Below are 15,574 nucleotides of genomic sequence, written 5' to 3'. Positions count from 1 at the left end.
CGGCTCATCCCCGCTCGCGCGGGGAACATCTCATCAAAAATCTCATGCATGAGTTCGGGTCCGGCTCATCCCCGCTCGCGCGGGGAACATAAGAAATCCCAGGTTGTGTTGAGTCAAGAGTTCGGCTCATCCCCGCTCGCGCGGGGAACATAGAAGGAAGCGAAACACCACGGCGCTTCAGCTCGGCTCATCCCCGCTCGCGCGGGGAACATAAAACCCCTATAATTCATTGTGTTCTCTGACACGGCTCATCCCCGCTCGCGCGGGGAACATCCGGTTAGGCTGATTTCTAGGGCGTTGCACCCCGGCTCATCCCCGCTCGCGCGGGGAACATCCGCCGCGACTCGTCCACAGCGAGACAGTCTTCGGCTCATCCCCGCTCGCGCGGGGAACATCGCGGCCGCTTCGCCGGTGCCTGGCGTCGCCGCGGCTCATCCCCGCTCGCGCGGGGAACATTTAGTGAGGGATGTCACACCAGGTTCGAGCGCCGGCTCATCCCCGCTCGCGCGGGGAACATCAGCATGAGGCGGCCATGTGGCGCAAGACGGCCGGCTCATCCCCGCTCGCGCGGGGAACATAGGCGGATAATATTCGCGGCCTGGCGGTTCACCGGCTCATCCCCGCTCGCGCGGGGAACATTCCACGCCCGGGATAGCCTGGCCATTGGTCGACGGCTCATCCCCGCTCGCGCGGGGAACATTCTTCATCTTCGGACTCATCCTCTCACTCCTCCGGCTCATCCCCGCTCGCGCGGGGAACATGATTCTACCCACCGGCAAGTACGCACGCGCTGCGGCTCATCCCCGCTCGCGCGGGGAACATATACCGGCGGCGATGACATTTCTCAATGCGCGCGGCTCATCCCCGCTCGCGCGGGGAACATTACCGTCCGTCGGTACTCAGCGCGAATATGTGCGGCTCATCCCCGCTCGCGCGGGGAACATTTAATCTTATCGTCACTCGCATCATGCGAAAGCGGCTCATCCCCGCTCGCGCGGGGAACATGGTCAAAAAGAAGCGCCTGCGTAATCAGTTGCTGGCTCATCCCCGCTCGCGCGGGGAACATGGTTAGCTACTTCGTGGCTAATGAGTGGACTTCGGCTCATCCCCGCTCGCGCGGGGAACATCGGAAAACGGAACCGATAATGTCCGTAACAGTCGGCTCATCCCCGCTCGCGCGGGGAACATAGGATATGTCTACCAAGATTGGCGGCGCTATCCGGCTCATCCCCGCTCGCGCGGGGAACATTTCTGGTGGTTGTTGGCCTTATCGTCGGTGGCCGGCTCATCCCCGCTCGCGCGGGGAACATGTCTCAGAACGCACCACCCATAGACCGAACGCCGGCTCATCCCCGCTCGCGCGGGGAACATTTTAATGACGGCGTGAAGATTGTCGGCGACATCGGCTCATCCCCGCTCGCGCGGGGAACATGCTAAAGCCCACTCTTGATAATGTGGGCCGTGCGGCTCATCCCCGCTCGCGCGGGGAACATGACCAGCAGGATAACGCCCACTACCCGCTGCTCGGCTCATCCCCGCTCGCGCGGGGAACATCTGATTCGGTGCTCCATTGCGCCCTTTATCTCCGGCTCATCCCCGCTCGCGCGGGGAACATGAAGAGCGTTACGGTGCAGAGGTGCCGCTGGACGGCTCATCCCCGCTCGCGCGGGGAACATATCTGTCGAGTCATGCGCATAATTTACGCCTTCGGCTCATCCCCGCTCGCGCGGGGAACATGGCGGCACCTATCTGCCGCGAATGGCGACCGCCGGCTCATCCCCGCTCGCGCGGGGAACATCTCATACATGAGCTCAGATACAGCGTTGGAATCGGCTCATCCCCGCTCGCGCGGGGAACATTAATCTGAAAACAATCACGAAAGCGCACAAGCCGGCTCATCCCCGCTCGCGCGGGGAACATCGCTTGTCTACCTACAGCGCCTGGATACGGGGCGGCTCATCCCCGCTCGCGCGGGGAACATCTTGGAGTGGTGATGATTACATTGACGGTGTTCGGCTCATCCCCGCTCGCGCGGGGAACATCTTATCCCTCCAACGAGACTGCTGCTCCGTCACGGCTCATCCCCGCTCGCGCGGGGAACATGCTTGCTGACATGGGGTTTTACCCCCTACATCAGCAAAATAGAATCACTTTGGAGCCAGAGCCTGACTCCAGAATACACGATAAACAGTAGCCCCTAACCACGACGAGCACGGCGATACCTACTCGCCTTACTCCACCCAGATTTCGGCACAACCTTACGAACCACCGGCCGATAAATCAGCTTCACACCCTCAAAATCGATTGGCTCCCAGTCCGCATTATTCACTCGAAACTCAAGCCGCTGCTCATTATCCGCCGGAAACACCATAGTCGCCCGACCAGTACCACCCGACTCCAGCACACGCGCCCACAACTTCTCACGAATCCTGGCACTCACACGTCCCACAAACACCCCAGGATTAATCTCCAAAAGCCACTTCGTCAAATCACCACGAAGACTTACCGGACAAGCGGACAACACAATCACAATCATGACTCATCCCCAGAAAAGTTCGCACGCGCCGCAGTGCCTCCCGTGTATTCATCCCACAAAAGCATCTCAGTACTATCAAGCATCTCCTCAGGAACCTCCTCAGCCAGCAAAAGCCGCTGAATATCCCGCACAACCCGCTCCATCACCTTCTCAGAACGAATACGGTCACGCACCGCCCTACGCGTCACAGACCCAATATCCATGCCCTCCGTATAGCCAGCAACCACCTCGAACGCAGCAGGAATCGTAACCTCCGCCTTATACAAATCAGCAACGTCATACACAAAAGAAGAAGCATGACCCGTATGCACAAAACCCAGCCCAGGAGCACACCCCAAAGACACAATCGCCGCATGAACAATCCCATACAACGCAGCATGAGCAGCCGACAACGCCTGATTAATCGGCGACCCATCACCAAAATTATTCGGATCATACTCACGACGCTCCCACGGAACACCAGTCCGCTCAGACCACTGCCTATAAACAGAACGCACCCTCGCCCCTTCCCTACCACGCAGCTGCTGCATCGTCAGCTCGCTCGTATCCTCACCAGGAAAACGCCACTGATACATCATGCGCGCCACAGCCAAACGGCTCCGCGTATTCGACACCAACTTCGCCTGAGCAATCAACAGACGCGAAGAACGCGCCACAGACTTACCGCTCGCATAATAACGAACACCCTGCTCGCCAACCCACACCACCGTAGTACCGCACTCCCCCAACAAAGCCATCGCCTGATGAGTAATACGAGTACCCGGCCCCAACAGCAAAGCGCTCAAGCTCGCGGCAGGACAATGAACCACGCCCTCTTCCTTCACAAACGTCACCGCACTATCTGCACGGGAAATCGTCGCATGCTCCACATACACAAAACTCAAACGGTCAGAACTGCGAAACAGCTCAGACGAGCTCGGAGGAACAGCCCCCTGCATGATCTTCTCCTATGAACATCAACGTGCCACCATCGGCACAAAATATGAGTGAATAAAGAAGGGCGGGGCACCATCACGCAGGACAGTCCCCCGCCCTTCACCCGCGTTACCTAGCGGGACAGGGGCGCCAAGGTCAGAAGGCCCATACCGTACGCCTTGCCCCTACCCATACCGGAGAGCAGAGACTTACGGAACAGCTCAACATCAGTGATGCGAAGAGCACCATCAAACTGAGCCTTACGGTGAGTCACCTTACCGACCTTACCTTCAGCATTACGACGAGCAAACGCAAGGTCCTGACGAGAAGAAACCAACGGGCACTCCCCAATATCCTGACCCTCAACCGCGGGAATTACTTCAAACCCCCACTGCGGAGCACGCTCACGAATCCACGCCCGCTGCTGCTCAGCCGTCACATGCGGGAACACCTCTCGCTTACCCGTCTGCTTATTCGTGTGACGCTTCACCGGGTTCGCGGCGAGACGGAAAGCCCACTCCTGGCCGTTCTCCAGCTTCGCCAGCAGGCGACCATAATGAGCGCTCTCACCAGGGCGAGTCTGCCAACCAGCCTGCTCCACAAGAGCCGAAAAATCAGGCTTCTCAGGACTCAACATATACAAAGTCGGCGCATGCTGAGACTCATCCAAACGCCACAGAATACGGCTCTCAGAATAGTCCGTATCCGGCGGCAAAGTCGCCATCACAGCGGCATGCATCGCCTGCGGGCTACGCAGCAGCTTCCACGCACCACGACGCTGCGGATTAATCATGAAACGAGAAAAATACGTCACGCTTCCATCACCGCCTTCATGTAATCAGGCTCAGAATCCTGGGCAGAAGGGCTCTTCGCAGAAGCCCCTTCCTCCCCGTTCTGTGCAAGCTGATCGTCCTTGATATTTACGAGAACAGGCTCAACCGACACAACCTCACGCGAAGCATACTGACGATGCTCCGAGCTGAAACTCACCGGAATATCCCGCACCAAATCGCCGCGCTCACCGGGCAACGCATCACGCAGGATACGCAACGCTACCGGGCTAGGAAAATCCTTACGACGATACTCAGGCACCTGCCATTCCAAGGAACGCAGAGCCTCCTCGGCGGGCTCCTCACGAATACCCAAAACAAGGTCGTAACCAGCCGGGCATGCGCGCCGCCCAAGATACAGAGGATATACGGGCTTCTTCAGCGCAGACTCGATAGTCTCCAACTGTTCACGTTCACCTTCCAGAGCCACCACAAAAAAAGCATCCGAAAGGTACATGCGGGTCGAAAGAGAAGCCGCACCATTCGGGTTCTTAGCCCAGTTCTTAGCGGTCTGATAGTCACGAATCAGGGCACCCGGGGCATCCGTACGAACCGCGAACTTCAACGAAGCCAAATCGTCAACCGGTTCGTTACGCGAGCGCCCCAGGGCTGCAGCGACCATTCCAATCACGCCAGACTTGCTCGGCTCATGACCAGCATCACGGCGACGGAAACGGCTCTGAGTACCCCATGACTGCAACGGCCCGCTCATCTTCAAGAGCAGGGTAGGCATTAGGACTCCTGAGAGGTGAGAGCAGTCAGCTGAGCCTCCAGGGAATCAAGCAGACCCTTCAGAGAAACAGACTCGCCCAGACCAGCCAGTTCTTCCTTGAGGTCGCCCAGAGCCAGAACATACGATGCGACCGGCTCATAACCATACGCTTCCTCAATGTTCTTAGCCTCAGATGCGAGCGCACGAGCAGCGGCCACACGACGACCCTCAACCTCAGTAATAGCCTTCTCGAAGGCGTTCACATAGGAGATAGGGCGGTCGTCACGAACAGTCACGATAACCGCGTCAGGCAGGGTACGCGCAGCGAAAGAATTCTGCTTACCGGTAGGCATGGAGTTGATGAAGGAACGGACAAACGCCAGGGTTGCCTCGACGCTTGCAGAAGCATCACCCAGGTTAGTGTTCAGTGCATCCAGGTTGATGTTGGCGTAGCGGTAGAAGGTGCTTGCCGCCATCTCAACGGTGCCAATCATGCCTGCGCCGGTAGCGTCATCAGAAGAACGAACGACGTCATCCACCGCGGTGTAGTAATCGAAATCGGGTTCAGAGCCGTGAACGCTCAGGGCGTGTGCTACCTGGCACGCGGCGTCAACATTGAAGTCAGCGGCTTCTGCCAGCATACGACCGAAGAGAGCAATATCAACACTGTGGTTGGTGTCGAGGATTTCCTTAACATCCTTAGCAACGAGCTTCTCGCCGTTAGCATCAATAATTGCCTGTGCCAGCTTATCAATCTGCTGGTTGCTCAGCAGAATCAAATAGCCAGAAACAGCACGGCCTGCTTCTTCGTCTTCCTTCTTCTTCGGCTTCTCCAGCTTAATCTTTGCCGCCTTGAATGCCTCAACGACAGCCTTCTCAGCCTGATCAGCATCAAATTCGGGTGCAAGATCCAGGATGCGCGCCACTACCTTGTCAGCAACCAGACGAGTACGTACGCCCAGCTTCGAGCGGTCAAGGTGCGATTCAAAATCGCGGCGAATAACGGACTTCCAAGCCTGGCTGGAAACACGCTGACGCTGAACGCCACCGAAGAAAGCGGACTTAGGGCTGCCGGTGTCGTCACGGTTAATGTTCGACGGGGGCAGGGTCTGCAGGGCGTGAATATCGACGAAAATAGTCATGATGTTTTCCTTCTTTCAGGAGTGATAGTTACTTAGTGGTTTTGTTCGCAACAGCGCGAACGGGGATAAGTCCGTAGGAGAAGTCGCGGTTCCAGCGGTACAGAACCTTCTGACGCGTCATGGGGTTCAGAAGATACATGTAGTCCACGGCGAATCGGCCGTAGTCAAAGGCAATACCTTCGGAACGGAGCAGAGTAATCAAGCTACGCAGGTAATGCTGGCGAGCATTCTCCGTCTGCGCGGTCAACAGAGAGTCAAGACGCTTCTTCATCGAAGAAGTAGTCTGGCTGACCAAACGGCCGACTGCCTGGCCGAAAGAAACACCCGCAACATGCATGGGCTGATTCTGTGACTGCTGATGCAGGGCAAAAAGAGTCAAAGCAGTGTATGCTGCGTTCTCCGCGTTACTCGGCTGGTCACCCTTGCCACGGTACTCTTCGGGGATACCTTCAGTACCGTCTTCCTTCTCCAGAACGAATCCCCAAAGCTCGGGATGAGCCAACGGCGACTCGCCCGTTCCACGGCGAAGCTTCGCCAGCTGTGCAGTAGCAGACGAAACGCCGCTACTCTTCTGGTGGTAAAGGCGCATCACCTTTGCAGCAATAAACTGCTGCAGGTCATTCTGCGCAGTACGGTCACTCATTCGTGTCCTCCTGAGGTGAGTGAGAGGTGGAGGCTTGATAAGCCAAAGGGATGATTTTACGCAGACGCGCATGGAGCTGTCGTTCTGCGTGAGCAACGCTGTAAAGAACTTCGTTTCCCGAAAGGTCCTTACCGAAGAAACCGAGCATCGCCTTGGGCCCTGCACTATCGATAAGGATGTTCGCTTCGTGCTGGATGGCGGTACGCACCAGACGCTGCCATTCTTCCTTCTTGGTGGAGATATCCTCTGTAGCTCCCTGGTCTGCAAGCCAGAGGCGGAAAGACTCTTCCATACGGTTAAGTACGGCTTCGGTAGCGTCTGCGCGGAATTCGTATTCCCTGCCTGCGGCACGCAACAAATTACCCGCAAACTGTCCCAGTGCAATTGCCGCGTCCATGGTTGCTTGAATATTTTCACGCACCATCTGCGAGGCGCTCACGCCTTCATCAGTCAGCAGAGAAAGCTCAATGGTCATCGAGTCAGAAATAATGTTCTCAATCACGGCACTCTGGTTGCCGTACTCAACGCCTACCAGCTGAACCTGCACCTCTGCATCAGTCGGGAAGTACCTTCCCGAACCCAGCTGACGAATCACAGGAGCAGGCTTATTCTGCTTCTCAGATTCCAGGGTAAGACGAGTCAGCAGAGCATCAGCGCCACGCCACAAGGTACGTTCAGCCGAATGAGCCTGAGGCATCCACACCTGTTCAGTCTTCGACGACTGATTCTTGCTGTAGCGATAACCTGTCAGAGGGTCAGTATAGGTATTACGGTCAAACCACTTGTCGCCATTAGCAACAAGAACCGAAGTTACGCGTTCGCCATCATGATGCAGACGGATACGACGTGACTGCCAGGTCAGAATCTCGCACATGCCGCTCGCGGGCACCGGCTGATCCTTATACTGAGCCGCAGGACCACCAGTGTACGCACGCGGTGCTGCGGTATCAGGCTCAGCACGCTCCCATACCGGGAGGTCAAGCGCAAACGAGTCATCATCAGTCAGCTGCTCATAGTCGAGGCTGTACAACAGGGTTTCCATCATGTTGGCACCGTGAACAATCACTTTACCGGTCGTGCCGTACCACCCAACACCCAGAGGATAGCCCTTACCACCCTTAACACGGGGGTCGCCTACCGCGCCAGATTTAATACCCGAGTAGTCCCAGGCTTGAATCGTCAGCAGGTAGCGCGCAGCCTCGGCAAAGCTCAGAGAATCCAAGGTCTTTTCAGCGCGAACCGAGAAGTACTCACTCTCCGAGTCCAAAAGCAAGCGGCTAACGGGTTTGGTGTCTCCCTTAGCCGTGTGCAAATCATGCACCTGCATAAAGGGGCGGTCACCGCCTACCAGCCAGAAACGGTCCTTGAAAATTTCAAGGTATCCCAGAACAGCAGTCAGGTTATTAGCGTCGGACTCACGCATCTGGCGAGTCCAAGGAGCCGCGCCACCAGAGCTCTTAACGCCTTCGCTAAGAAAAGTGGCGCGCGCAAAGATAATGAGCGCAACACCCAAGATTGCAACATCGGTTAGCGGATTATCCGTTTGAATTCGGTCAATCTCATACACCCGCTTGAAGAAATCATGGAGTGACAGCTCAGCAACCTCGCCCGTTTTCAGTCGAACCGGGATCCATGCTTCATCAACAAGATTGAAGCGGGGTTCTTCCAAGCTAGCCATTCTCACTCCTTTCATCATCGAAATCAGCTCACTGTCGAGTGACGAATGAGCAGTCATAAAAATGGTTTCTAGTCCACAATGGGAGTGGACCATTAATTTAGCCTTGTCAGGGGGCTCTTGGTGGGCCTCCAGTGGCTTGATAATTCCACTATAGGAGCATCAAGAAGGTTAAGTCAAGTAAATCTAACAATTTATTAATACCTTTGATATTTTTAACGTGTAGAGTAAAGCTGGAAGCAACGGAAGCAGAATCCCCGCTCACGCAGGGACCACATCAACCAATTTTATAAATACTGGCTCATCCCCGTCTGCTTCGGGGAACATACACCTCGCACCGCAGCGAGGTACGCACTAGTCTACCGTCTAAGGAGAATCATGGCACCCGCCCCTGAGTATCTTTCAACACCTGAAACGGCATCGTTCTGGGCAAAAACAGGAGACAAGGACTCCCCCACCCGCGGCCTCTCCCTCGTCCAACACATGCTCGACGCTGGTTCTGTTGCCGCCCGGCTCTGGGACACATGGCTCGCCCCCGGTCTGCAGAAGCGATTCAGTGAGCACCTCCACCTTTCAATGGAAGATGCGCGCGCGCTCGTATGTTGGCTCGCCGCCACCCACGACATGGGCAAAGCAACCCCCGAATTCTCCGGGCAGCTCGATGCGCGACGCGACGAAAACCTCGCCGTGTACCGTCAGCGTATCGAGCAGCAGGACTTTGAGTTCCCCGAAGATCTTGTCACTCCCACTAGCGGCTTGCGATGCCCCCACAGCAAGTACAGCCAGAGCATCCTCATTCACCTGCTCACCAGCAACATTGAGGGCATGCCGCGTGAAGTTGCTGAAACTCTCGCGAGTATCTCCGGCGCGCACCACGGCACACCCGCAGACTACATGCCTGCATCCACTGAATTGAGCAATGTCATTTTAGAGCGCCTCTCCCCCAAGTGGCGTGCTGCTTGGCAGGAACTCTATGACATCACCCTGGAACGCTTTGGCGCATCCTCGGCATTGCAACAGCTAGCACAGCACGGACAGACTATCCCCGTCTCCGTGCAGTTCTGCATTACCGGTTTCGTCATCATGTCAGACTGGATTGCCTCAAACCCTGATTTCTTCCCCATGGGCACCTTCGGCTCAGCCGAACAGGAACAGCGAGCGCGCGTCGGCTGGCAGGCTCTCGGGCTTGAACAGCGCTGGATTGCAGCGCTGGATACCAACCCCGGCACCCCTGCAACTGACCTCTACGCATCCCGTTTTGGGTGGAGCAACCCGACCCTACGCCCCATGCAGGAAGTCGTAGTCGAAGCGGCACGCTCCATGCAAAGCGGCGGCATGATGTGCATCGAAGCGCCCATGGGTCAGGGTAAAACTGAAGCCGGTCTCATCGCTGCTGAGTTCCTTGCGCAGGCGACCGGTCGCACCGGTGTAGCCTTCGCGGCACCGACTCAGGCGACCTCCAACGCTCTCTTTGACCGTGTTATCGAATGGGTGAAGTACCAGACAAATAACGTGGCGCAAGAACAGGGCGGGCCTATTGAGCCGCACTCCATGTTCCTGGGGCACTCCAAGAACCGGTTCAACAAGTCCTACGAGGCGCTCTCTAAGGCAGATATTTTCGACGAATCTTCCATCCCCGGGCAAGAAAACAACCGAAAAACGCTACGCCCCGGAACGTCCCTCGCGCGACACAGCTGGCTCAGCGGTACCAAGAAGGGGCTCCTCTCCAGCTTCGTTGTGTGCACCATCGACCAGGTGCTCATGACCGCTCTGCAAGCAAGGCATGTGATGCTCCGACACCTCGGTCTTGCTTCCAAGGTCATCATCATTGATGAGGTGCACGCCTACGACGCATACATGAGCAAGTACCTTTCCGCTGCGCTCTACTGGCTGGGGCAGATGAATGCGCCGGTCATTCTCATGTCGGCAACCCTACCCTCAGCTACTCGCAATGATCTGATGAAGAGCTACGCCAAGGGTCTAAAGGTTGGAGCAGAACCGAACAAGGCAACTGCTTCTGTTTCTGCGCCGCAGGATAATGACATGATGGCTCGAATGATGGCTAAGCTTGCGAAGACTCAAGCACCTCCAGCACCTGCCGTGACTGAAAATTCTCCTCTTGATTTGGATTACCCCGTCGTCCACACGCTTACCGCCGAAGACAATGGAACTCCCAAGAAATGGAAGGTTGAACAGCCCGTAGAGCAAACCGAAATCGAGCTGAAACTCATTGACGACAGCCCCGAAAGCGTCCTGAACGTGCTCGAACCGCTCGCCAATGACCACGGATGCGCCGCAGTCATCTGCAACACCGTTGGACGAGCCCAGGAGATGCACGCATTCCTGAGTGAACAGTTCGGTGAAGAGCACGTCATCCTCACTCACTCTCGCTTTACCGCCACGCACCGCGCCGAACAAGAAGAAATTCTTGTCTCCAAGCTCGGCAAGAAGGCACACTACAGCAAAGCTGACGGGGAGGATTCCTCGCGCCCGCACCGCCTCATTGTGGTGGGTACGCAGGTCATCGAACAGTCGCTTGACCTGGACTTTGACGTAATGGTTACCGACTTCGCGCCGGTTGACCTGGTGCTTCAGCGCATGGGACGTCTACACCGTCACGATAGCCGCAGCAGCTCAGAACGCACCCCCGCATACCGCAAGCCGGTGTGCTACGTGCGAGGAGTTGAAACGTTCGGCTCACACGTTGAGGCACCCGACTTCCCGCGTGGATCCAAGGCAGTCTATGAGCCGATGATCCTGCTCAGCAGCTACGCGCAGCTTCTCCCCCACTTCGACGGTGAACCTATTCGAATTCCTGCGGACATCAGTCCACTGGTGCAGACGGCCTATCAGGAAAATGCGTCTGCTGAGATTCCTAGTGCCTGGGCAGAAGTCTTTGAAAGTGCCAAGCAGGAGCATAAGAAAGGTAAGGACCAAGCCGAAGTCCGAGCTGAAGGCTATCTGCTCTGTGCACCTCAGCGCGCACAGTACACCATGGCGGACTGCATGAATCGCCTCCTTAAGCCTGACGATTTGCGCTTCTCTGACGAGCAAATCGGCGAGGCAAAGGTCCGCGACACCGACGCATCCCTGGAAGTTATCGCAATCGTTGTGGAACGGAACCAACCGGGCAATCCCAATAGCGCGATTAAAAGCTACCGGCTTTTGCCTTCCATCAACGGCACAGACGAGGCTGAATCTCTTCGCTTTGACGCTTCAGCCGATGACCCGCCGACTTATTGGCAGAGCATGCAACTTGCGGCTTCATCGATTCGACTCCCCTACCAATACTCAGATGCACCCAACCACCGCATCAAGGGTAGGATACTCCGATTCGACGCCGCACTCGACCAGCTGGAAAAGGAACGCATCGAAAACTGGCAGAAATCATTCATGCTGGAAGGGCAGCTCATCCTGCCCTTTGAAGAGATCGAAGCAGGCGTATACTCGTATGCCCTCTGTGATTACGAGCTGGTGTACACCGCCCAGCTAGGCTTGCAGAGCATCGACCCCAAGAATAAAAACTAGCCAAGACAAACAAAGGCCCCCACCGGATCCTCTCGTGGAGCATCCGGCGGGGGTCTTCACTATATAAACTTTTCGGCGCAGTCCACGCATTCACACTGCGCGGTTTCACAGCGTCAGGCGGCGGCTACTCAGATTCGCCGAGCATGCCTTCACGAGCCAACGCAGTCAAACGAGACACCGCGCGGAAATACTTCTTCTGGTAACCACCGGCCAGCATCTCCTCAGTAAACACCTTGTCAAAAGGCACACCCGAAGAAACAATCGGCAGGTCCTTGTCATACAGGCGGTCGGCCAGCACCACAAAACGCAACGCCACCGACTGCTCAGTAATCGGGCGAACATCACGCCACGCAACACCCTGCAGACCGTCAATCAGCTGACGGTAACGCGAAGGGTGCACCTTCGCCAGATGCTCCACCAGGTCCGCGAAGTTATCGACGCCCACCGTCTTACCGGCGAACACCTCCTCAACCTTCGCGTCAAACTCGGCGTCTGCTACAGGCTCCGGTGCGGCGGGCAGGCCACGGTGACGGAAGTCCTCACCATCCACGCGGTGCACCTCAAACTGCGAAGCAAGAACCTGAATCTCACGCTTAAAGTCCTCCGCCGCGAAGCGACCCTCGCCCAGGGCACCCGGCAGAGTATTCGAAGTCGCCACAAGCTTCACGCCGGCATCGGCCAGCTCACGCATCAGGCGGGACATGAGCACCGTATCGCCCGGATCGTCCAGCTCAAATTCGTCGATGCACACCAGCTTGTAGCTGCTCAACGCCTCAACCGTCTTACGGAACGTCAGCGCACCCACCAGGTTCGTGTACTCCACGAACGTGCCGAATGCCTTCGGGCCGTCCACGTAATGCCACAGCGAAGCCAGCAGGTGGGTCTTACCCACACCAAAACCGCCGTCAAGGTACAGGCCGGCCTTCGAAGTGTCCTTCTTCTTACCGCCAAAGAGTCGACCAAAGAAGCCGCCGCCGGAGCCGCCGCCGTTAATCTTGTCGCCAAAATCCTTGAGCTTCTGCACCGCCTCAGCCTGCGAAGGCTGGTTCGGGTCGGGGATATAGGTGTCGAACGAAACCTCTCCAAAACGCTCTGACGGGCGGAAACCTGCCAGCAGCTCATCGGCAGACACGCGCGGGATGCGGTCGGTCAAATGTACGGTCGTGGTGGGCACAAAAACTCTTTTCTTCAGTGACGGCGATGTGACTTTCGTTTTAAGTGTAGTACTGCCTAACACCCCGCGTGAGCCGCATGAGTTGCCCGCCACATTATGAGTAAGGCGATGCGCCGGATGCAGTTGGCAGGTCTGAGAGGTCGAGGTTGCCTCGCCCCCTCCCCCAATACCCTCTGAACCAACACTTCTCTCAATCAACACACTCCGAAGACCTACTTGATAGCGAAAGTATTCCAATATCTATATCTAAACTTCACAAACTACAAAAGACTGCAAAAGATGGCAAACATCCTGTAAGGTGGTCTCAGGACCCAAAGCGATGCACCGGTGCATCGACAGCATGGAATACCTAGCCAGAACACTTTCGAGGCACGTCGCCGTACCTACAGAAACATTCTCGACTAGCACATACACACCATCACCGACGATTGGAGCACCCAATGGGACCTGAATCCGCTTTGACCCGCCGCGCGTTGCTGAGCGGCGGCGCACTCTTCGGCCTGACCGGACTGCTTGCGGCATGCGGTCAGGAGGCCGCTAATGAGGCTACGGGCTCGACTTCTTCCGCCACGCCGAGCGAGACCGCTACGGCCTCGGCTTCGGCTACCGAGGCGTCTTCAGCCTCAGCTACTCCGAGCCCGGTCATTAACCGCGGCTACTCCGGTGGCTCGAAAGCCCCCGATGGTGAGTACCGCAAGGCGGACGGTTACGGCCCAGCCCAAAATGTCCCCAAGCCCCGCAATGAGCCTGCGCAGTACCCTGAAACCGAAGAGGGTCTCATTCACATGATGGAAGACTGGCTGGTTGCCCACAACTACGGTACACAAACCGGTGACTGTTCTTATGCCTATAAATATATTACGCAAGAAACAGAAGAATATAAATCATACAAATATTTGGAATCTCTTTATAGTCGCGGAGGATGGATTATTGGAGGACTGGAATCTTATCAGTCTGAAGGTTCTCTGATTTATGATAGCCAGAAGAAAAATTACCGAATGAAGTTTCGTATCCTGTGGTCAACAGTCACATATGTAAATCCTGATGGCCATCTCGAAATGGATGCTAATACGGATACGAAAAACGATTCTTTTTACTTTCTGTTTACGTATTCTAATGGATATTGGAAGATTGTAGGTTCTGAAGATGTGGAGCAAAAATGAAATCCTTCATGAAGAATATTAAGAATATAAATATTATTCTGTACGCTTCTATTTTTGCAGTAAATATGACGTGTAGCGCTCCGATTGCAATGGCAGCTGAATGTACGAGTCAAAATTCTAATGGCCATTGCATTAAGGTACCTGGGGAGAATCCCCCATCGAAAGATAACCACACGAAGCGTTCCAGAACTACTGACCATTCTCGACAGGTAGACATTTCAGACGGTAATACTGCCTCCACGACTTCAGTGGAAGCATCGCGGCAGGCCTGGGATAAAGAACATCCTAAAACAGTTGACGGTATGGGGCAGGTCTACCATATGACCTCCCACGCCGCGCGCAGAGCGGGCGATGCTGAATGCTACTCCGAGGACCAGCGTCCGGGTAAACCCATACGCGTCCTAGAACAACCCGCAACCGGCGAAGCTGCAAACTACAACCTAAAAACCGGGTTCTCAACATACTGCCAACCCAACGATACTAAAACCCTCACCCCCACCAACCCCAAAGAAACCCCCAAAGGTCCCACTATCGAAGAAATGCTCCAAGAAATCGAGGACCAATTCGCTAACACCAATATCCAGGCCCCCAAACTAAAACAGTCCTACAACCTTGGCTCTGGTCAGGGCGAAGACAACCCCAACGTCTATAAGAATCAGGCCGTCAACTTCTACGTCGACGCACCCACCGCACGTTGGGAAGGCGACCTCATGATCGGCCACGTAGAAATCGAATCCTACCCCACCCAAATGACCATCCAATACGGCAACGGTGACGAGGATACTTTCTACACCATGGGCAAGCCGGTTAGCAGGGCACGCGGTGAAGAGTCACGCAAGACCGCGACCAGTTATGTGTATAAGCGTTCGGGTAATTTCCATGCCTACGCAACGGTGTCTTACTCTGGTCGTTTCCGGGTGAACGGCGGCGACTGGCAGGCCCTGGATGTCGTGTTGACGAAGGAAACTGTCGACCCGCTACTGATTCGTGTGTGGTGGGTTGATGTGGGACGCGTCGGCGGCACCTGCGATGAAGACGACACTCGTTGGGGCTGCAAGAACGACCCCACCATGGGTAAAAAGGATAACCCGAACCCGCGCCTACGCAAGGCTGACATCCGTACCGGTCAGCGCTGGCATCTAAACGATAGCGGTGACGGGGATACGGAGTATTCGTTGCATCGTGACTGGCCCGACATGTAAAGTCCGCCGCGGGTCTTACGTTGAGAAGCCACATGTTTGCCGAGAAGCCACTTC

General features: G+C 56.0%; 11 protein-coding genes and 1 CRISPR repeat array. Of the genes, 3 read left to right on the top strand and 8 right to left on the bottom strand.

Annotated features, from left to right (window positions below; genetic code table 11):
- Position 1: 1 nt before the first annotated feature.
- A CRISPR array of direct repeats spans positions 2-2,103; the repeat unit is 28 nt; unit sequence GGCTCATCCCCGCTCGCGCGGGGAACAT.
- 94 nt (positions 2,104-2,197) lie between these two features.
- The 7 genes from cas2e to casA all read right to left on the bottom strand — a co-directional run bounded on the left by cas2e (position 2,198) and on the right by casA (position 8,456).
- Positions 2,198-2,536 carry a type I-E CRISPR-associated endoribonuclease Cas2e gene (gene cas2e / locus HMPREF2630_RS08975; RefSeq protein WP_080978732.1) on the bottom strand — a complete coding sequence of 113 codons (339 nt, stop codon included), beginning with the start codon at positions 2,534-2,536 and terminating at the stop codon, positions 2,198-2,200.
- Positions 2,533-3,474, bottom strand: a complete 942-nt coding sequence (cas1e, locus tag HMPREF2630_RS07540) for a type I-E CRISPR-associated endonuclease Cas1e (protein WP_049334058.1) — start codon at positions 3,472-3,474, stop codon at positions 2,533-2,535. Before cas1e ends, cas2e begins: the two co-directional genes overlap by 4 nt.
- 110 nt (positions 3,475-3,584) lie before the next feature.
- Positions 3,585-4,265, bottom strand: a complete 681-nt coding sequence (cas6e, locus tag HMPREF2630_RS07535; RefSeq protein ID WP_049343090.1) for a type I-E CRISPR-associated protein Cas6/Cse3/CasE — start codon at positions 4,263-4,265, stop codon at positions 3,585-3,587.
- On the bottom strand, positions 4,262-5,014 hold the full coding sequence (gene cas5e / locus HMPREF2630_RS07530; protein WP_070484243.1) for a type I-E CRISPR-associated protein Cas5/CasD: 753 nt from the start codon (positions 5,012-5,014) through the stop codon (positions 4,262-4,264). Before cas5e ends, cas6e begins: the two co-directional genes overlap by 4 nt.
- Positions 5,014-6,135: a type I-E CRISPR-associated protein Cas7/Cse4/CasC gene (gene cas7e, locus HMPREF2630_RS07525; RefSeq protein ID WP_049334055.1), complete on the bottom strand. Its 1,122-nt coding sequence runs from the start codon at positions 6,133-6,135 to the stop codon at positions 5,014-5,016. Before cas7e ends, cas5e begins: the two co-directional genes overlap by 1 nt.
- Positions 6,136-6,163: 28 nt before the next feature.
- Positions 6,164-6,778, bottom strand: a complete 615-nt coding sequence (gene casB, locus HMPREF2630_RS07520; protein ID WP_053088821.1) for a type I-E CRISPR-associated protein Cse2/CasB — start codon at positions 6,776-6,778, stop codon at positions 6,164-6,166.
- Positions 6,771-8,456 carry a type I-E CRISPR-associated protein Cse1/CasA gene (gene casA / locus HMPREF2630_RS07515; RefSeq protein ID WP_049343092.1) on the bottom strand — a complete coding sequence of 562 codons (1,686 nt, stop codon included), beginning with the start codon at positions 8,454-8,456 and terminating at the stop codon, positions 6,771-6,773. The genes casB and casA overlap by 8 nt, the downstream gene beginning before the upstream one ends.
- 375 nt (positions 8,457-8,831) lie before the next feature.
- Between casA and HMPREF2630_RS07510 the strand changes: the two genes are divergently transcribed.
- Positions 8,832-11,981, top strand: a complete 3,150-nt coding sequence (locus tag HMPREF2630_RS07510) for a CRISPR-associated helicase/endonuclease Cas3 (protein ID WP_049343093.1) — start codon at positions 8,832-8,834, stop codon at positions 11,979-11,981.
- Between the two features lie 124 nt (positions 11,982-12,105).
- Here the strand turns inward: HMPREF2630_RS07510 and zapE are convergent, their stop codons facing one another.
- Positions 12,106-13,155 carry a cell division protein ZapE gene (zapE, locus tag HMPREF2630_RS07505; protein WP_049343094.1) on the bottom strand — a complete coding sequence of 350 codons (1,050 nt, stop codon included), beginning with the start codon at positions 13,153-13,155 and terminating at the stop codon, positions 12,106-12,108.
- A gap of 440 nt (positions 13,156-13,595) precedes the next feature.
- Here zapE and HMPREF2630_RS07500 point away from each other — a divergent pair, with 440 nt between their 5' ends.
- Positions 13,596-14,318, top strand: coding sequence for a DUF6318 family protein (locus HMPREF2630_RS07500; RefSeq protein ID WP_049343095.1), 723 nt, complete (start codon positions 13,596-13,598; stop codon positions 14,316-14,318).
- A 539-nt stretch (positions 14,319-14,857) separates the two neighbouring features.
- A complete protein-coding gene (locus HMPREF2630_RS09355) occupies positions 14,858-15,520 on the top strand; it encodes a hypothetical protein (protein WP_053090101.1) in 663 nt (220 codons plus the stop codon).
- Positions 15,521-15,574 lie beyond the last annotated feature (54 nt).

It is taken from the genome of Rothia sp. HMSC072B03 (assembly GCF_001809565.1).
GTDB lineage: Bacteria > Actinomycetota > Actinomycetes > Actinomycetales > Micrococcaceae > Rothia > Rothia mucilaginosa_A.
The sequence above is the reverse complement of the archived record's forward strand: the minus strand, read 5'-3'. Positions and strand labels throughout refer to the sequence as shown.